The organism is Bradyrhizobium sp. UFLA01-814 (assembly GCF_046718885.1).
Taxonomy (GTDB): Bacteria; Pseudomonadota; Alphaproteobacteria; order Rhizobiales; family Xanthobacteraceae; genus Bradyrhizobium; species Bradyrhizobium elkanii.
Genome location: NZ_JAQOSR010000024.1, coordinates 24,087 through 42,595, shown reverse-complemented (window position 1 = coordinate 42,595; position 18,509 = coordinate 24,087). Strand labels below are relative to the sequence as shown.

The 18,509-nt window shown below is 64.1% G+C and carries 15 protein-coding genes, 1 tRNA gene, 1 pseudogene and 2 riboswitches; of the genes and pseudogenes, 6 read left to right on the top strand and 11 right to left on the bottom strand.

Translation table 11 applies throughout. The annotated features are described in order from the left end of the window. Window positions 1–42 precede the first annotated feature (42 nt). The 5 genes from PMN64_RS10240 to PMN64_RS10220 all read right to left on the bottom strand — a co-directional run bounded on the left by PMN64_RS10240 (window position 43) and on the right by PMN64_RS10220 (window position 6,713). Window positions 43–1,692, bottom strand: coding sequence for an ABC transporter ATP-binding protein (locus tag PMN64_RS10240; RefSeq protein WP_411780596.1), 1,650 nt, complete (start codon window positions 1,690–1,692; stop codon window positions 43–45). A 156-nt stretch (window positions 1,693–1,848) separates the two neighbouring features. After that, window positions 1,849–2,736 carry an ABC transporter permease gene (locus PMN64_RS10235; RefSeq protein WP_038383303.1) on the bottom strand — a complete coding sequence of 296 codons (888 nt, stop codon included), beginning with the start codon at window positions 2,734–2,736 and terminating at the stop codon, window positions 1,849–1,851. Between the two features lie 3 nt (window positions 2,737–2,739). Then, window positions 2,740–3,681 carry an ABC transporter permease gene (locus PMN64_RS10230; protein WP_304495980.1) on the bottom strand — a complete coding sequence of 314 codons (942 nt, stop codon included), beginning with the start codon at window positions 3,679–3,681 and terminating at the stop codon, window positions 2,740–2,742. 160 nt (window positions 3,682–3,841) lie between these two features. Continuing rightward, window positions 3,842–5,200, bottom strand: coding sequence for a D-amino acid dehydrogenase (locus PMN64_RS10225; protein WP_411780595.1), 1,359 nt, complete (start codon window positions 5,198–5,200; stop codon window positions 3,842–3,844). A 66-nt stretch (window positions 5,201–5,266) separates the two neighbouring features. Then, window positions 5,267–5,381: riboswitch (glycine riboswitch) on the bottom strand. A 3-nt stretch (window positions 5,382–5,384) separates the two neighbouring features. Further along, window positions 5,385–5,491: riboswitch (glycine riboswitch) on the bottom strand. 91 nt (window positions 5,492–5,582) lie between these two features. Continuing rightward, window positions 5,583–6,713 (bottom strand): M20/M25/M40 family metallo-hydrolase, encoded by a 1,131-nt coding sequence (locus PMN64_RS10220; protein ID WP_411780594.1) that lies wholly within the window; start codon window positions 6,711–6,713, stop codon window positions 5,583–5,585. 264 nt (window positions 6,714–6,977) lie between these two features. On the opposite strand from PMN64_RS10220, the gene PMN64_RS10215 reads away from it, so the two are divergent. Continuing rightward, window positions 6,978–8,597 carry an ABC transporter substrate-binding protein gene (locus PMN64_RS10215; protein ID WP_028336108.1) on the top strand — a complete coding sequence of 540 codons (1,620 nt, stop codon included), beginning with the start codon at window positions 6,978–6,980 and terminating at the stop codon, window positions 8,595–8,597. A gap of 607 nt (window positions 8,598–9,204) precedes the next feature. Here the strand turns inward: PMN64_RS10215 and PMN64_RS10210 are convergent. Further along, a tRNA-Leu gene (locus tag PMN64_RS10210) sits at window positions 9,205–9,291 on the bottom strand. Between the two features lie 224 nt (window positions 9,292–9,515). Here PMN64_RS10210 and PMN64_RS10205 point away from each other — a divergent pair. Next, a complete protein-coding gene (locus PMN64_RS10205; RefSeq protein WP_411780593.1) occupies window positions 9,516–9,950 on the top strand; it encodes a twin-arginine translocation pathway signal in 435 nt (144 codons plus the stop codon). A 34-nt stretch (window positions 9,951–9,984) separates the two neighbouring features. On the opposite strand, the gene PMN64_RS10200 is transcribed toward PMN64_RS10205, so the two are convergent. Both PMN64_RS10200 and PMN64_RS10195 read right to left on the bottom strand, forming a co-directional pair. Next, a complete protein-coding gene (locus tag PMN64_RS10200) occupies window positions 9,985–11,187 on the bottom strand; it encodes an FAD-dependent monooxygenase (RefSeq protein ID WP_411780592.1) in 1,203 nt (400 codons plus the stop codon). Between the two features lie 7 nt (window positions 11,188–11,194). Further along, a complete protein-coding gene (locus PMN64_RS10195) occupies window positions 11,195–11,440 on the bottom strand; it encodes a zinc-finger domain-containing protein (RefSeq protein ID WP_092115185.1) in 246 nt (81 codons plus the stop codon). Between the two features lie 234 nt (window positions 11,441–11,674). Between PMN64_RS10195 and PMN64_RS10190 the strand changes: the two genes are divergently transcribed. Continuing rightward, window positions 11,675–12,808 (top strand): hypothetical protein, encoded by a 1,134-nt coding sequence (locus PMN64_RS10190; protein ID WP_411780591.1) that lies wholly within the window; start codon window positions 11,675–11,677, stop codon window positions 12,806–12,808. 46 nt (window positions 12,809–12,854) lie between these two features. Further along, complete coding sequence (locus tag PMN64_RS10185) at window positions 12,855–13,607, top strand: alpha/beta fold hydrolase (protein WP_411780590.1); 753 nt, start codon at window positions 12,855–12,857, stop codon at window positions 13,605–13,607. A gap of 3 nt (window positions 13,608–13,610) precedes the next feature. On the opposite strand, the pseudogene PMN64_RS10180 reads toward PMN64_RS10185, so the two are convergent. Then, window positions 13,611–15,002: pseudogene (locus PMN64_RS10180) on the bottom strand (hypothetical protein); the annotation flags it as partial. A 182-nt stretch (window positions 15,003–15,184) separates the two neighbouring features. Here PMN64_RS10180 and cysE point away from each other — a divergent pair. Then, a complete protein-coding gene (cysE, locus tag PMN64_RS10175; RefSeq protein WP_411780589.1) occupies window positions 15,185–16,012 on the top strand; it encodes a serine O-acetyltransferase in 828 nt (275 codons plus the stop codon). Window positions 16,013–16,162: 150 nt separating this feature from the next. After that, complete coding sequence (locus tag PMN64_RS10170; RefSeq protein WP_021077729.1) at window positions 16,163–16,375, top strand: DUF3126 family protein; 213 nt, start codon at window positions 16,163–16,165, stop codon at window positions 16,373–16,375. Window positions 16,376–16,502: 127 nt separating this feature from the next. On the opposite strand, the gene PMN64_RS10165 is transcribed toward PMN64_RS10170, so the two are convergent. Next, window positions 16,503–17,237 carry a sulfite exporter TauE/SafE family protein gene (locus tag PMN64_RS10165; RefSeq protein WP_411780588.1) on the bottom strand — a complete coding sequence of 245 codons (735 nt, stop codon included), beginning with the start codon at window positions 17,235–17,237 and terminating at the stop codon, window positions 16,503–16,505. Window positions 17,238–17,353: 116 nt separating this feature from the next. Next, the gene (locus PMN64_RS10160) at window positions 17,354–18,016 is read right to left on the bottom strand and encodes a family 16 glycoside hydrolase (RefSeq protein ID WP_411780587.1); all 663 of its coding nucleotides are present in this window, start codon (window positions 18,014–18,016) and stop codon (window positions 17,354–17,356) included. Window positions 18,017–18,509: the final 493 nt, after the last annotated feature.

Sequence of the window (18,509 nt, the reverse complement as noted above, 5' to 3'; positions counted from 1 at the left end):
ATTGAGGGCCCAAAGGTACGTCGTGAGGCTAAGGCTAAAGACTTAGGCCGTTGCCACGAGGCCTTCCGAAACCGGGCGGAAATTCGCAAAATCCCAGCCGCGTCCGGGCGCCGCATCGAGCAGCGCGCGGGTATAGGCCTGCTGCGGATTGGTCAGCACCTCGGCGGCCGGTCCCTGTTCCACGACGCGGCCATGTTGCATCACGGCGACGTCGTCGCAGATTTGTGCGGCGACGCGCAAATCATGCGTGATGAACAGCAGCGCGATGCCCAGTCGCCGCTGGATTTCGTCGAGTAGATCCAGCACCTGCGCCTGCACCGAGACGTCGAGCGCGGACACCGCCTCATCCGCGACGAGCACGTCGGGATCGAGCGCCAGCGCGCGCGCGATCGCGATGCGCTGGCGCTGGCCTCCGGAGAACTGGTGCGGATAGCGCGAGATCGCGTCGGGCGGCAGGTGGACGAGCTCGAGCAGCTCGCGCGCCCGCGCCAGCGCGTCCTTGCGCGGCATGCCGTAATTGACCGGGCCTTCCGCGATGCTCTCGCCGACGGTGACGCGCGGATTGAGCGAGCGGTAGGGATCCTGGAAGATGATCTGGATCTTCTGGCGATGCGGCTGCAGCAGCCGGCGCGACAGGTCGGAGATCTCGCGGCCGGCGAGGCGCACCCCGCCCGAGGTCGGATCGATCAGGCGGACGATGCAGCGCGCGACGGTCGACTTGCCGGAACCGCTTTCGCCGACGATGCCGAGCGTGCGGCCCTTGCGCAGGGTGAGGGTGACGTTGCTGGCGGCGGCGACCTCGCGGGCTTTGCCGTACAGCGACCGCTCCCGGTAGATCTTGCTGAGCTCGTTGGCTTCCAGCACCACTGGCTCGGTCGTCTCCGGGCGCGGCGCGCGCGGCACCAGGCTCGGCACCGAGGACAAGAGATTGCGGGTGTACTCCATCTTCGGATTGCGCAGCACGTCCTGCAGCGGGCCGGTTTCGACAAGGCGGCCGTGTCGCATCACCGCGACGCGGTCGGCGATCTCGGCCACCACGCCCATGTCGTGGGTGATGAACAGAACAGCGGTGCCGTGATCGCGTTGCAGATCGCGGATCAAGGTGAGGATCTGCTTCTGCGTGGTGACGTCGAGCGCGGTGGTCGGCTCATCGGCGATCAGGAGCTTCGGCTCCAGAACCAATGCCATCGCGATCATGATGCGCTGGCGCTGACCGCCCGAGAGCCGATGCGGGTAGGAGGAGAAGATGCGCTCGACGTCCGGCAGCCGCACATGCTCCATCATCGCCAAAATCTTCTGACGCCGCGCGCGGGCGTCGAGATCGGTGTGGGCGCGCAGCACCTCGTCGATCTGGCGGCCGACCGGCACGACGGGATTGAGCGCGGTCATCGGCTCCTGGAAGATCATCGCCATCCGCGTGGCGCGGAGTTGCCGCAGCCGCCGGTCGCTGGCGGTGAGCAGTTCCTCGCCGACCAGTTTGACGCTGCCGCCAGACGGCACCAGCGTGCCCTTCTGCAGCAGGCCCATCACGGTGAGCGATGTCACCGACTTGCCCGAGCCGCTTTCGCCGACCAGGCACAGCGTCTCGCTTTCACGGACCTGTAGCGACAGGTCGTCGATGATGCGATGCGCATCCGCCTTGCGGCCGAGGCCGACGACGAGATTGTTGATGTCGAGGACGACGTTGGTCATGTCAGGTTCTCTTGGCGCGGCTGCGGTGAGCGCGGCGACGGAATTTGTCCACTGTCATTCCGGGGCGATGCGAAGCATCGAACCCGGAATCTCGAGATTCCGGATTCGGTGCTTCGCACCGCCCCGGGATGACGGCTTCAATTGGCATTGAAGCCGTCACTTGCCCTCACGCTGCTTCATGCGGGGATCGAGCGCGTCGCGCGCGGCGTCGCCGATCAGGTTGACGCTGAGAATGGCGATCGAGAGCAGCAGCCCCGGCCAGAAGATCAGCGACGGCTTGACCTGGAAATAGGCGCGGCCCTCGGCCATGATGTTGCCCCAGGTCGGCGTTTCCGGCGAGATGCCGGCGCCGAGGAACGACAGGATCGCCTCGGTCAGGATCGCGGAGGCGCAGACATAGGTGCCTTGCACGATCAGCGGCGCGATCGTGTTCGGCATCAAATGCCGCCACATGATCTTCGGCAGGCTGGTGCCGAGCGAGATCGCGGCCTCGACATAAGGCTCCTCGCGCGCAGTCAGCACCACCGAGCGCACCAGCCGCGCCACGCGCGGGATCTCGGGGATGGTGATCGCGACCATCACGGTCCAGATGCTGGCACCCGACAGCGACACCACGGCGATCGCGAGCAGGATGGCGGGGATCGCCATCAAGCCGTCCATCACGCGCATCAGCACCGCATCGACCCAGCGGAAGAAGCCGGCGACGAGGCCGATCAGAAGCCCGATGGCGATCGAGCAGACGGCGGCGCCGAGCCCGATCACCAGCGAGATCCGTGCGCCGTAGATGATGCGCGACAACAGGTCGCGGCCATAGGCGTCGGTGCCGAGCAGATATTGCGCGCTCGACGGCTTCAGCCGCTGCGACGGCGTCAACAGCAGGGGATCGTGCGGCGCAAGCAGCGGCGCGAAGATCGCCATCAGGATGATGAGGGCGAGGCAGATCGTCGCAATCGCGATGATCGGCGTCGACGTCAGGAAGCCGAACTTGACGCGGAACGGCCGGGTAACGGGAATAGAGGATTCGGGAAGGGTTTCGATCGCCATTGCTCAGTACCGGATACGAGGATCGAGCAGGGTGTAGGCGAGGTCGATCAACAGATTGACCGCGACGTAGATACCCGACGTCAACAGGATCATCGCCTGGATCACCGGATAGTCGCGCGCCAGCACCGCATCGACGGTGAGGCGGCCGATGCCGGGCAGGTTGAACACGCTTTCGGTGACGACGACCCCGGAGATCAGCAGCGCGAAGCCGGAACCGATCACCGTGATGACCGGCACGGCCGCGTTGCGCAGCGCATGGCGCAGCAGCACGCCGGTCTCGCCGATGCCCTTGGCGCGCGCCGTGCGCACGTAATCCTCGCCGAGCACATCGAGCATCGAGGCGCGTGTCATGCGCGCAATCAGGGCGACGTAGATGAAGGAGAGGGTGCAGGTCGGCAGGATGATGCGCTGGAAGAACGGACCGAAGCCGGCCGAGATGCTCTTGAAGCCCTGCACCGGCACCCAGCGCAGATCGATCGCAAAGATCTGGATCAGCACATAGCCGATCACGAACACCGGGACCGAGAAGCCGAGCACCGACAGTCCCATCACGAAGCGGTCGATCCAGGTGCCGTGTTTCCACGCCGCGATCACGCCGAGCGGCACCGCGACCAGGATCGAGAGGATGATGGTGGCCAGCGCGACCGAGATCGACGGCTCGAGGCGCGGGCCGATCATTTCGAGGATCGGCTTGTTCGAGATCAGGGAGACGCCGAGGTCGCCGTGCAGCAACTTGGCGATCCAGGTGTAGAACTGGATGTAGATCGGCTCGTTCAGACCAAGCGAGGTCCGAATGCGTTCGAGCTGTTCGGGCGTCGCATTATCGCCGGCGAGGATGGCGGCCGGGTCGCCCGGCGTCAGCCGCAGCAACAGGAACACGAACAGAGCCACCACGCCCATCACGGGAATGGCGGCGAGGATGCGGCGAAGCAGATATCCGAGCAAATTTGATCCGTTGGGTTGTGGTCGATGAAGTCCCCAGCGGGACCGTTGCACACCAGACCGTAGCACAGATGGTAGCAGACTCACGGTAGAACTTGAGCAAGTCCCATGCCATCGGTGCTGCGGTTTTTGCGGTGCAGCTAATCAGTCCTGTTGGCCGCGATTATTCCTCCGGTGCAGTTCGAAGCAGTCCACTGGAAGGTGGATTGATTTCAGCTTTGCGCGCGTCGGCGGGCACATCGAGCCCGGCACCGAACGACGGCGCCATCGGCGGCGCGTCGAGGTCGTGCCAATCGTCGATCGCCTGGGCCACCATCTGCGCCGTCGCCGCCGACAGCGTCCACCCGAGATGACCGTGGCCCGTATTGTAGAACACGCCCGGAATCCGTCCGGCGCGAACCACCGGCATCATGTTCGGCATCATCGGGCGCAAACCCGCCCATGGCACGACTTTCGACGTGTCGATGTTTGGGAAATGATGCCGCACCCAGTCCACCAGCGGTTGAATGCGATCGGCGCGAATGTCGCGGTTGAAGCCGTTGAACTCTGCGGTACCGGCGACGCGGAAGCGGTCGGCGCCGAGCCGGCTGGTGACGATCTTCGCAGCTTCATCGAGCAGGCTGACGGTTGGGGCCGCATTCCGGCTTTGCGGCGCATCGAGCTGCACCGTGATCGAATAGCCCTTCACCGGATAGACATTGACGCGGTCGTTGAGCAGGCTGGCGAAGTGGCGGCTCGCCACGCCGGCGCAAATCACGATCCCGTCCGCTTGCAATTGCTGCCGCGTCGCGACCGCAGCATCATCTGAAGCAACTTCGTTCCAGTCGATGCGGAAGCCGTCATCGCCGCGTGCGATCGTGTCGACGTCGGCTTCATGGACAAAGCTCGCGCCACGGCGGATGCAGGCGTCGGCAAGCCCGCGCGTGAATTTGTGGATATCGCCGGTCGCGTCCGACGGCGTGAAGAAGCCGCCATAGCAGGTTGTCTGCAGCGCGGGTTCGATGACGCGGATTTCGTCCGGGGTCACCGGCCGGCGGTCGAGCCCGCCTTGCTGCAGCAGCGTGTTGACCCGCAGGCCCGCCTCGAACCCGGCCTTGTCGTGATAGACGTGCAGGATGCCGCGGCGTTCGAGATCGAAGGCGATATTCTCGCGCTGTGCGATCGAGAACAGGTGCTTGCGCGCTTCGATTGCGAGCCGCGTGGTCTCGATCGTGTTGCTGCGATAGCGCGTGATGCCGCCGACGAACTCGCCGATCCAGGAATATTTGTGCCAGCTCGGCTTCGGGTTCATCAGCAGCGGCGCGTCGCTTCTGAGCATCCAGCGCAGACCCTTGAGGATGGTCGCAGCACTGTTCCAGACTTCGGCGTTGCTGGCGGAAAGCTGTCCGCCATTGGCGAACGAGGTTTCCATCGCGGCGTAGCGATGCCTGTCGAGGACAGTCACCTTGTAGCCGCGTTCAAGCAGGGCATAGGCCGTCGTTACGCCGGTGATGCCGGCGCCGATGATCGCAATATGTGGCATGATGGTCTTCAGGCTCCCGTGGGTTAGAGTCGCCGAACCACCGGTGAAACCGGCATTCGGCGCCCCATCTGTCACGGTACCTGAGAGCTTGATCCGCATCGGGCCGAGGCCAGAAGCGAACTATCCCCTTCGGTGGACGTCATGGCCCTTGATGTGCGGCCATGTTCGTCTCTCTCCAGATCGTCCTGACGATACAGTCCTTTTGCCTGAGAGTTTCCGGGGCGGTTGCTCCGTCGGCGCCGAAGGCAACAACACGAATGTTGTCGCTTCGATCTCTCCCGCATCGTCGCGTTGGACGGCCGGACCGTAGGCGAAGCCTTAAAAATGGACAAGGCTAAATTTCGGTCCGGCAGTGCCAACGTGTTGTGCAGTGCAATCGATGTCAGTCCAGCGTCGCCAACAATGCCGCCATCAGGCGGCCGCGCTCGGCGAGGCTGTCGACCTCGATATATTCGTTGAGCGTATGCGCATCGGCGCCGCGAACGCCGAGGCCGTCGAGCGTGGGGATGCCCATCGCGCCGGTGAAGTTGCCGTCCGATCCGCCGCCGGCGCTGCCGTGCGGCAGATCGAGACCCATCGCCGCCGCAAGGCCTTTTGCCTTTTCATACAGCGCCATGGTGCCCGCATCGGGCTCCCACACCGGGCGGGTGACGCCGCGCGTCACCTTGAAGGTCACGTCGTTGGCGGTGCCCGACAGTGCCAGCATGCGCTCGACGCCACGGTCGAGATCGGCCTGGCGCTTGGCCATGCTGAGCGCTTCGCCGGTGCAGGTCGTTGCGACGCAATTGACCCACTGGCCGCCATGCACGATACCGACCGAGAAGGTGCAGTCCTCGGTGGTCATGCCGTCGATGGCGATGATCTGCCGCGCCATCTCGCGGATCGCGGAACGCCCGGAAGACAGCGTCGCGCCGGCATGGCTGGGCTTGCCGGTTGCTTCCAGATTGAAGCGCGCGATCGCATAGCGGCCGGTGACGACGCCGTTGTTCGGCCGGCCGGGCTCCGGCACCAGCACGTATTTGTTGCGCGCGGCTTCCGCCTCGATGATGTCGCGCGTCGACGGCGTGCCGACCTCTTCATCGGGGGTGAACAGCACGGTGATCGGCAGCGGTGTCGTGAAGGAGGCGCGCGCCAACTGCCTGATCGCCTCGATCGACAGGTAGTTGCCGCCCTTCATGTCGAAGATGCCCGGCCCGAAACACTTGTTGCCTTCGCGCCGCCACTTCAGCTTCTCGATGGTGCCGACGGGGTGCACGGTGTCCAGATGGCCGGCAATCAGGATGCCGGGCTGACCTTGTTTCGGATGGGGGAAACGGGCGCGGACGCAGCCCGCGAAGCCCTGGCGTCCGGCGATGCGCTCGATCGTCGCACCCATGATCGCCATCTCGCGGGCGGCGAGATCGAGCATGCGCTCGACCGCGGCCGCGTCCCAGGTCGGGCTTTCGCATTCCACCCAGCTGCGCAGGCCCTGCAGCATCGTTTCGGAATCAAAGGGGAGATTGGCTGGGTTCATCGTTTTTCTCTCTTGTTGTTCTGACGGCGCCGGCATCGCGCGGCGTTACGAAAATCTCAGCCGACGATTTTGTAAAGCCAAAATCTGGCGTGCGGCCTCATTCGTTTGTGTACGTCCGATGCGGCCTGAAACCGATTGACGCGCTTGGCGCTTGGTGCAAGTCTCGATTTCACAAGCCATACAGCATGTTAGTTCGCCTAAATAACGAACCGCATGCATAACGAATAAGCCGGCTTTGACCAGTTACACGTCAGGAGAGATTGCATGTTCCCTATCTCGCGTTGGAAACACCGCACGCTAGCGGCCGCGTTGACGGCGCTCGCGCTGTCGTTCGCGCCGCAGGAATTGTCATTCGCACCGCAGGCGATGGCTGCGGGCAAGACCATCACCGCGGTGATGCACTCGGATCTGCGCGTCATCGATCCGATCATGACCACGGCCTACATCACCCGCGATCATGGCTACATGATCTATGACACGCTGCTGGCGACGGATTCCAATTTCAAGATCCAGCCGCAGATGGCGGACTGGAAAGTTTCCGACGACAAGCTGACCTATACGTTCACGCTGCGCGACGGCCTGAAGTGGCACGACGGCGCGCCGGTCACCGCGGAAGACTGCGTCGCCTCGCTGCAGCGTTGGGGCAAGGTCGACGGCATGGGCCAGAAGCTGATGGACTTCGTCGCGAGCCTGGAGGCGACCGACGCCAAGACCATCACGCTGAAGCTGAAGGAACCCTACGGCCTCGTGCTGGAATCGATCGGCAAGCCGTCGTCGCGCGTGCCGTTCATGATGCCGAAGCGTCTTGCCGAGACGCCGCCGGACAAGCCGATCCCGGAACAGATCGGCTCCGGACCGTTCAAATTCGTGCAGGCGGAATTCCAGCCGGGCGTGAAGGCGGTCTATGAGAAGAACAAGGACTACGTGCCGCGCAAGGAGCCGGCGAGCTGGACCGCGGGCGGCAAGGTCGTCAAGGTCGACCGCGTCGAGTGGGTCACGATGGCCGATGCACAGACCGCGGTGAACGCGTTGCAATCCGGCGACATCGATTTCATGGAGAACCTTCCGTTCGACATGCTGCCGGTGCTCGAAGCCAATCCGGATCTCAAGATCGACGTCCTGAACAAGTTCGGCTTCCAGACCCTCGGACGCATGAACTTCCTCTATCCGCCGTTCGACAATCCGAAGGTGCGCCGGGCTGCGTTCCTGGCGATGAACCAGAAGGACGTGCTCGACGCGCTGGTCGGCAACGCCAAGTACCAGAAGATCTGCGGCGCCTTCTTCGTCTGCGGCACGCCGCTCGAGACCGACGTCGGGGCCGAAACGCTGGTGAAGGGCAACGGCCTCGCGGAAGCCAAGAAGGCGCTCGCCGCGTCCGGCTATGACGGCACCCCCGTGGTGATCATGGCGCCGGGCGACGTCACGACGTTGAAGGCCCAGCCGGTCGTGGCCGCGCAGCAGTTGCGCGAGGCCGGCTTCAAGGTCGACCTGCAGGCCACCGACTGGCAGACCGTGGTGACCCGCCGCGCCAGCCAGAAGCCGCCGAAGGAAGGCGGCTGGAACATGTTCTTCACCAACTGGGTCGCGGCCGACGTCTCCGATCCGATCGTCAACGCGTCGATCACCGGGCGCGGCAAGAATGGCGGCTGGTTCGGCTGGGCCGAAGACCCGAAGATCGAGGAGCTGCGTGACAAATTCGCACGCGCCGGCTCGGCTGAGGAAAAGAAGAAGATCGCCACCGAAATCCAGACCGAGGCCTACGATCAGGTGATCTACGTTCCGCTCGGCCAGTACACCATTCCGAGCGCCTGGCGGAAGTCGCTCACCGGCGTGCTCGACGGCCCGGCGACGCCGATCTTCTGGAATATCGACAAGTCCGAATAAGCTTGCGGCTCAACGCAAAACGAATGGCCGGGACTTGTCCCGGCCATTTTTCTTTTTCTTTTCGCTGTCGCTTGTCAGGTGTGGCTGTCGCGAAGCTGCTCCAATCCGTCGCTAAGCGGTGGCCCGCCTGGTGGCGCGCTGTGCGGCGGGGAGGGGCGCTCCTTGCGCTGATCGCATTGTTCGGTTGCGCGCTGCGCGGATGGATCGTCGTTCGGCATCGTCATGCTCCAATTGCGGCATGACAACGAATATCCAGTGCATGAGTTCCGAACCGGCGACCGCTAATCGCCGTGGTCTGGTCTCATACTGCTCGGGCTCGACAAGCTCGTGAGCTGCGTCGGTCCAATACCGGTCGCAATCCGATTGCTCTTCGCAATCCGATTGCAGTTTGCAATCCGATTGCAGTTTGCAATCTCCATCGCCGATCTCCGACCAAATTGATTTCGCAATGCGACGGCCGCGAAATGAGCGGCCGGAATTTCCAATGCGGGAAGACTACGATGGTCAGCGATCGCGGCGTGTGAACCACGCCACAGCCGGAAAACACGAGGCGGCGAGCATCGCGATGCTGGCCCGCCTGGTGGGTCCGTGCACGGCATGCGAAGGCTGGTGCGGGCGGTGGGACTCGAACCCACACGACGTTGCCATCGAGGGATTTTAAGTCCCTTGCGTCTACCAGTTCCGCCACGTCCGCGTTGCGCCAGGCGCGCCGATTTCTAGCGCGTTTGGGCGCGGAGTGGAATTGTCATTATCCAGTGCTAACAGGTGAGCTTTCAAAGGCTTAAGCGGCCGCCCGCAATTCCATTTGCCTCGGCGGCCGAGCATTGGGATAAGCAGCGCGCCGCCGCGATTGAGCCTCAATCCGGACACCGGTGGCTGCTTTAGGCAATCTCAACACTGTCCGGTTAAGAAAGCTGAATGTCTGTTCGTTTCCCACGCCGCCCGAAGCTGCCGCGCGCGGCGGCCGTCATCGCGCTGCTCGCCTCGGCCGCGGGCGTTTCCGGCTGCGCGCAGATCGGCGACAGCGTGCCGTCGGCATTCGCCGATCCCGCCAAATATGAGCTCTATGATTGCAAGCAGCTCGAGAACGAGCGCAGCAATCTCAAGACCCGCGCGGCGGATCAGGAAAAATTGATGGCCAAGGCGGAGACCGGCGTCGGCGGGACTGTCGTCTCCGAGATGGTCTATCGCAACGAGTTGATCTCGATCCACTCCCAGCAGAAGCTGGCGGATGAGGCCTGGCGCAAAGGCAGGTGCCATGAAAGCACGCCGGACACGCCTGCGGCCGCTGCCCCCGCTGCTCCCACGCCGGCGGCGAAGGGCCCGCGCGCGCCACGGGGCCTCGTCCACTAGGCCGGCGTTTCCAGAACGAGACGGTTGGCCGAGCTCAGGCGCGCCAGTCGTAGATCCAGTCCTGCCGCGCCAACATGCGCTCCGGACCGATGGCGCGGATCGCCAGATCGCGCGCGATCGCCGCCGGTCCGCCCAAATGATAGATGCGGCCCTGCTGTCGCGCCAGGCGCTGCACTTTCAATACGCGTCCGCGCCGCACCCGTGCGTAGCGCTTCAGCGCGGCGGGAATGCCTGCGGTGTTTTCCCCGGTGCTCTCGCTCAAGGCCTTGGCGAGCACGGCCGCATCCTCGATCGCCATGCCGGCGCCTTGTGCGGCAAACGGCAGCATCGCATGCGCGGCATCGCCGAGCAGCGTCACCGCGCCTTCGCTCCAGCGGCCGATGTCGGGCAGGGTGAACAGCGCCCATTTGCGCCAGCCGTCGACCGCGCCGATCAGCATCCGCGCCGTCGCGGGCCAGCGCGCGGTGGCGAATGCACCCTTGATCTCGTTGATGTCGCCGGGCTCGCTCCAGCCCGGCCGGTTCCAGGTGCCCGATACGATCGCGACCACGTTGATCTGGCGTCCGGCCGAGATGGGATAGGCGACGAGATGCACGTCCGGTCCCATCCAGAGCTGCACGCGCGGTGCGGTGTATTCATGCGGCAGGGCGGTGGCGTCCAGCGTGCCGCGCCAGGCGATCAGGCCGGAGAATTGCGGCCGTACATCCGGAAACAAATGCCCGCGCACCGACGACCAGATGCCGTCGGCACCGATCAGCGCAACGGCCAATTCCTCCTGCCGTGTATTGCCGCGGCGTTGGACGACCGTGAGGCCTCTGGCATGCTTGGTCACATCCTCGAACTGGCAGCCGAGCCGCAGATCGATATCGGGATGGTCGTTGACGGCGGCCTGCAGCGCGGCCTGCAAATCGGCGCGGTGGATCACCCAATAGGGTGCGCCGGCGCGGAACTCGGCGGCTTGGCCAAGTGGCATCCGTGCGATCTCGCCACCGGCCCGCGCGCTCAGGATGTTGACGGATTCAGGCGTGACCGCGCGCTGCGCAAGCGGTTCCTTGAGCCCGAGCTCGACCAGGATGCGGCTGGCGTTGGGAGAGAGCTGGATGCCGGCGCCGGCTTCCTCGAGCCGTTCGGCCTTCTCCAGCACGACGACGCGAAAGCCCTGTGCCGCCAGTGTCAGCGACGCCGTCAGTCCTCCGATCCCGGCGCCTGCAACGATGACGGTTCGCGTCAGCGCCACGGAGCGGTCAGGCGACCTTGTCTTTCAGCACGCATTCCGGCGGCCGCGCTTCGCCGGCCGCGAGGTCGGACGCGAAGCGATAGAGCGTCGAGCAGTACGGGCAGATGATCTCGCTGTCGTTACCGAGGTCGAGGAACACGTGCGGGTGGTCGAACGGCGGGTTGGCGCCGACGCACATGAACTCCTGCGATCCGATTTCGATCACCGAGACACCGGCATCGTTATGGAAGTGCGGGACGACGTGGTCGGACATATTCTCACCTTGATGGCAACGATGGGCAGACGCAATCAACAGCATGCGGCATCGCGAAATGCCGCGCACCATACTGGCGGGAACAGTTGATTCCTAGAGCCCCGATGGCTCATTTGCTCATGCAAATTCGACACAATCTTGTCGTCCCAGAGAAGCCCTCCTTTGGTCGGAGCCGTTGTGTCGCAAAAACGGCACACTATCTCCAAGGCGAATAAAACTAGAGGTTTTAGCGGAATGAATCGGGTGCGCGTCAGCTTGGCGGTGGTCGGCGTGGCAGCAAGTGCTGCCGTGGGCGCGGCTATTTGGCCGCACGCCCGTGACGCCGGCACCGTGCTGGCGGCGCGGGAGGATCCCGCTGCGCTCGCCGACATCAGGCTCAATTCCGTTCTGCGCAACAACCCGGCGTTGATCTCCGACAATATTGAGGCGGCGCTGGCCTCCGGCGATGCCGACCTTGCGGCCAGCTTTGTCGAACTCGCCGGCGAGAAGAACATCGCGCTCGGTGATGATCTTACTAAGCGCGTCGATGACGCGCGCGCCGAGCAATCATCCACCATGCATTTCGCCAAAGGCTTCGCCACCGGCCTCGTGACCGGCAATGCCGACGATGTCGCAAGCCTGTCCGGCACGGTCGCCGGCGACCTGTTCGTATTCGGCGATGTCAGGGACGTCGTGCGCGAGGGCAAGCACCTCGTGATGGGCGAGGACACCGACCAGCTGGTGCTCGGCCTTGCGGCCGCCGGGCTTGCGGTGACCGCGGCCACCTATGTGTCGGTCGGCGGCGCCGGGCCGCTGCGCGCCGGGCTGACGCTGGTCAAGGATACGCGCAAGGCCGGGCGGCTCAGCGAGGGGATGATCGAATGGGCCGGGCGTTCGACCCGCGAGGTGGTCGACCAGCCCGCGCTGCGCGAGGCGGTCGTATCCGGCTCGGTGCTGCGGCCGGTGCAAACCGCAACCGCGATCCGCGCGGCCTTCCGCGCCGAGAAGGCCGGCGCGCTGGTGCGCGTCGCCAAGGACGTCGGGCGCATCGGCGAAGCGGCGGGGGTTCGCGCTGCGCGGGATACGTTGAAGGTCGCCGAGAACCCGAAGGAGATCGCGCGGGCGGCGCGGATCGCCGAGGCGAAGGGCGGCCAGACCCGTGCGATCCTGAAGCTGCTCGGCCGCGGTGCGCTGCTGCTGGCCGCCGGCGCATTCAATCTGACCATGTGGCTGTTCGGCGCGCTGCTGGCGCTGTTCGGCTTCCTGTCGTCGATCAAGGCCACCACCGAACGGGCCACCGCCTGGTGGCTCAGACGAAGCAAGGCGCTGCGCCTGAAGCGGCAGATGGCCGCTCAGCCTACCTTGGCGAGTATGCCCGCCCAGGGTTAGGCTTGCGATCGCCTGTCGCAAATCCCAAGAAGAAACGGAATGGATGATGCCGAGTTTCCATCACGGCGATGTTGAAATTGCCTATATCGACGAAGGCGCGGGCGAACCGATCGTGCTGGTGCACGGCTTTGCCTCGAGCAAGAACGTCAACTGGATCTACCCGACCTGGGTGTCGGATCTGGTCAAGGCCGGCCGTCGCGTGATCGCGCTCGACAATCGCGGCCACGGCGAATCCGCCAAGCTCTACGATGCCGCGCAGTACGAGATCGCGACCATGGCCAGCGACGTGATCGCGCTGATGGACCATCTCGGAATCACGCGCGCCGACATCATGGGCTATTCGCTGGGCTCGCGGATGACGGCGATCCTGGCGCGAGAGAATCCCGATCGGGTGCGCTCGGCGATCCTTGGCGGGATCGGCATCGGACTGATCGAGGGCGGCGGCCCCGGCGAGACGGTCGCGCTGGCGCTGGAGGCGGCGTCGCTCGACGATGTCACCGACCCGGTCGGCCGTACCTTCCGCGCCTTTGCCGACCAGACCCGCTCCGACCGCCGCGCGCTCGCCGCCTGCCTGCGCGGTTCGCGCCGCCTGATGACGCGCGAGGAGGCGGCCGGCATCCGCGTGCCGGTCTCGATCGCGGTCGGCAGCAAGGACGAGATCGCGGGCTCGGCGTCAGCGCTCGGCCGGATCATTCCGGGGTCGGAGGTGCTCGACATTCCGAACCGCGATCACATGCGGGCGGTCGGCGACAAGGTCTACAAGACCGGGGTCATCGACTTCCTGTCGCGGCGAAAATAGATCGTCGGCTTCATCTTTGGCGAAGGCGCGCGCGGCCGCGATCAGCACCACGAAGGTCGCGACCCACACCATGCGCGCGCCGTAGCGGTCGTGCGGTCCCGAGATCACGCCGCAGACAAAGGCATTGCCGAGCAAGGCGAGCGTGACCGTGCCCGCCAGCAGCGTCAGATCGTCGAGCCGCCGCTGCCACAGGCCGCGGCCGAACAGGATGACGACCAGCAGCATCGAGCCCAGCGCGACCGGCACGTGGATGTGGTTGATCGCGGTGAAGTCGAGGTGCCAGCGTTGCTGCCGCGCCGCGCGCATCGGCGCGATTTGTTTGGGAATGTAGCGCTCGATGATGCCGTAGGTATGCGGGATCCAGCCATTGGAGCCTTCTCCGGTCGCGACATGCATGAGCTGGTCTGCGGTTGCCGTCAGCGCTGCCTTGGCCTGCCATTCCGGATATTCGGCGAGCGAGCGCAGCACGATGTAGCCCATCTCGTCATTCAGTCCCTTGAAGCGGCCGAGCGCGTTGAACATGCTGTGGCCCCACAGGAAGTCGTCGGCGGTCGGCGGCAACTCGTCACGATAGGGGCAGAGCTTCAGCTTCTCCGTCGCGCAATGATCGTGCAGATATTGCGCGACGATGCCATCCTGCAGCATGCGGCCGAAGGCGACGCCATAGCCGCCGGGCGTCCAGGCCAGCTGTCCGGACAGCGCAAAGTTCGCCGCCAGCAGCATCGCCGCGCCGGCGACGGTGGTCAGGCTGCCTTGTACGAGGCTCGCGACCGGGATGCGCCGCCCGAGCCACGGACGCAGCATCCAGCCGACGCAGCACAGGCCGAGCAGCACCGCCAGCGTCGCGCTGTGCGTGGCGGCGGAAAACGCGATGAACCCGAACAGCACCGCCTTCTCCAGCGTCGAAATCCGTTCGCCGTGCAGGATCAGGATGAAGAGCGCGAGCACCGAAAGGCCGGCGAAGATGTCGGTCAGCAGCATGCTGTCCAGCCAGGGCAAAGCGGTGGTTGCGGTCAGCGCGAGGCTGATCGCGATCAGCCGGACCGGCCGGGCGAGGCCGAGCACGCGCAGCGTCAGCTGCAGGATCCATAGCGTCGCCAGGGTCTGGATGCCGAGGTTGAGCCAGAAATCCGATGTCTCGCCGACATGGAGGTAGATGCCGAACACAGTGGACCGGCTCGGCACCAGGTAGCCCTCATACCAGCGCGCCAGATAGCCGCCGGTATCCCATTGGAGCAGCGGATAGCCGTTCCAGAAGGCAGGGGCGAGCAGGAGGAGGGGGATGGCAATGGTCGCGATCCAGACCGACCGTGCATCGGTCAGGCGGGCACCTAAACTCTGGGTATTGATGATGTTTCCCCCTATTATTGGGGCCGACCATGCCCAAAACCACACTGGGGACGAAATCCGCCAATAGTTGCAGAAGCACGGCTTGATTTCGGCAAAATCCCGACCAATTCCCCTAGACGCCGGCCCGGGGGTGTTCGGCTGGGGTTTACCGTACTGAGCCATCCCGGGACGCGCTGGGTCCATCGTGCTATAACGCACATCAGAACAACCGAATTGCGAGAGCAGCTATGGCAGTTCATCAGGTCAATCCGCAGGCGAGCAAGCTCGCGGCGCTCGATCCGATCTGGGATCGAATCCGCGGCGAGGCGGAGGACATCCTGCGGCGCGAGCCGGAGCTCGCATCCTTCATCTATGCGACCGTGCTGCATCATGAGCGGCTGGAAGATTCGGTGGTCCATCGCATTGCCGAGCGGCTCGATCACGCCGCGCTGTCGGGCGATTTGATCCGCCAGACCTATGGCGAGGCACTGCGCGATGAGCCCGATATCGGCAACGCGTTTCGCGCCGATCTCGTCGCCGTCTATGACCGCGATCCCGCGACCTCGCGCTTCATCGATCCCTTGCTCTACTTCAAGGGCTTTCACGCGCTGCAGACCCATCGTCTCGCGCACTGGCTCTATCAGAAGGGCCGCAAGGATTTTGCCTTCTATCTGCAGAGCCGCTCCTCGGCGGTGTTCCAGACCGACATCAACCCGGCCGCCAGGATCGGCCGCGGCATCTTCCTCGATCATGCCACCGGTTTCGTCTGCGGCGAGACGGCGGTCATCGAGGACGACGTCTCGATTCTGCATGGCGTCACGCTCGGCGGCACCGGCAAGGAGAACGAGGATCGCCATCCGAAGATCCGCCACGGCGTGCTGATCGGCGCCGGCGCCAAGATCCTCGGCAATATCGAGATCGGTCATTGCGCGCGCATCGCGGCCGGCTCGGTCGTGGTCAAGCCGGTGCCGCACAACGTCACGGTCGCGGGCGTGCCGGCGAAAATCGTCGGCGAGGCCGGCTGTGCCGAGCCGTCGCGCACCATGGACCAGATGCTCGGCGCGATCGGGCTTTGATTTCACTCGCTTTCTGATCGCGGCGAAAACGTGCCCAAACAAGAGTCGTGTGCGCAACATCACGTCGCCAAAGCCTGAAAAGGCTCTGGCGATCTTTGCCGTCTCGTCCTAAAACTCCCCCGAAAATCATCGACCCGATTGGAGACGGCCGTGGACGTTCAGGAAGTCAGGAAGCTCGACGCGTATCTCAAACGCGTGTTCAGCAATCCCAAGATCCGCGTGGTGCCGCGGCCCAAGAAGGATGACTCGGCCGAGGTCTATATCGGCGAGGAGTTCATCGGCGTGCTGTTCGTCGACGACGAGGACGACGATCGCTCGTTCCAGTTCCAGATGGCGATCCTGGAAGAGGATCTGGCCGAGTAGGGCTGAACAGCAGCGTTGCCGGCCGGCTCCGTCGCTTGAGCGCCGGAGCCCGTTGGTGCGCGCGGCGCGGATCGACGGATCTGGCCGCACCGGTCGCCAGCTTCAAGAACGTGAGTGAGGTACCGCGTCAAGCCAATGCGGGCACGATCAGCGACAGGCCGGCGAGCAGCAATAGTATCAACACCACGGTGCGGAACATCTCGTCATCGATCTTTCCGTACAGCGTGAAGCCACTCCAGAGGCCGGCGAGAAGGAATGGCAGACCCAGCCCGTACAGTTTGACGGTTTCCGTCGTGAAGGCGCCGGTAACGCCCATCGAAATCGAGATCACCACAAAGGCGGCGAACAGGACCGGCTGGAACACCGCGCGCTGCGCGTCCTTCGTCCAGCCGCGCCATTGGCACGAGATGGTCGAGACAACGCCACCCAGCCCGGTGAGTCCGCCGACCAATCCGTTGACGAGACCGATCGCGATGTCCGGTGCGACCCCGATCTTCACCGGCCTGAACGCCGGCCGTGTCAGGCTGTAGATCGCGTAGAGTGCCAGCAATGCGCCGACACCGAATTGCAGATGGACCGCGCTGAGATAGGTGAGCAGCACCACACCGGCCGGGATGCCGATCGTCGTGCCAACTGACAACGGCCAGATCGCGTGCCAGTTGAACGCCTGACGCAATTTCAGGATGCCGTAGCCCTGCGTCAGCAGGCCGTAACCCGCGATCAGTGCCGCGGTTTGCACCGGCGTGACGATGTGCAGCCACACACCCGACACGACGAGCCCCATCGCAAATCCCGAAAAGCCGCTGACGAACCCGCCGGCAAAAGCGGCAATAACAAAAAGAACAAGACTCGTTCCATCCACCGGTCGTTCCCCAAAAATGAGGTGACGCACACTTGGATGGATGGTCCCATCTGATGGGGAGGGTGCGAATCCCCGAGCTTGCTGATTGGGCGGTCACCCACTGAACGCCAGCTTACCTATTTGGCTTCTCCGTAGGTGATTTGATCAAATAGCGTCACACTGTCGGCCTTGGTCCAAAGCCCCACCTTGCCTGCATCGCCAAATGTGGAATCCTCCACCTCGAACAATTGTTTGCCGTTGAAAGATACAATGAAGTGCGAAGCTTTGAAGTCGACACGCAGCGTGTGCCAGTTGTTGGACGGCACCTTGGTGTTGATTCCGTAGCCTCCCTTTCGGCCGACGATGTCGAGCGGGCTTCGGACGCCGTTCACTGTCTTGTACAACACGACATTGTCCTCGAGTGCATTGGCGCGGGTCACGTAGTAGTTGTTCGCGTCCTTCGCTCGCCAAACAATGCCGGCGGCGCGGTCCTGCGAGCCCGCGACAGCCTTGAACTTGACCTCGACAAAGCCGTCCTTGATGTTGGTGTCGTCCTTCAATAGCAGCGGGTAGGTCGCTCGGCCGGATTGTTTGAGCACCTTCGACTTCGACGGCGCCGTCGCATCGGTTTCGACCGTCCATCTTGCATCGCCAGACCCTGTGACGGTGGCGGTCCAGCCCGCCGGCGCAACGCCGATCTGGGCATTCTCAAATCCAATTGCGTGGCTCGGCATGTCATTCACTCCCAGGAGAAGCAGCGTAACCGCGGCGATGGCCATGCGTTGTTGGGGATGAGGCATTTCTAGGCTCCCGTCGGATCGAAAATTCCACTGTGCGGATGTCGTGAAATGCGACCTTGCCAGGCGTCGATCATTCGAAAAGCCCGGCCGCTTGAACGGGAGGCTCGACCGGACGGGGACACTTGGTCGAATCCCGCGATCCTCCTTGCGCGTAGCGCGATGAGGACTCCATCCCGGATTTTCGTTCCGTTCCGGTAGCAGACGGCGATCAGAGATTGATCGGCGCGGTTGTCGCGGCCAAGCCGAGTTGACCCGGACCAATGTTGCGGTTGGCCGGCGACGAGTTCGTCTGACCATGCGGAGGTAGGGATCGACGTCTTCCGAAGCCCGCGCAAATGCAGACTGCAAGGCAAATTGGCTGGAAGGAACTGGAGGCTTGCTTTCGCCCATGTGCACATGCCCTCGACTAGTCGAGCGTTGCACAGTCTTGGACCGAAGCCTCAAGGGGAGACCGTATTTCCCCTAGACAACTCTTAGTCCAGCGAGCCGATAA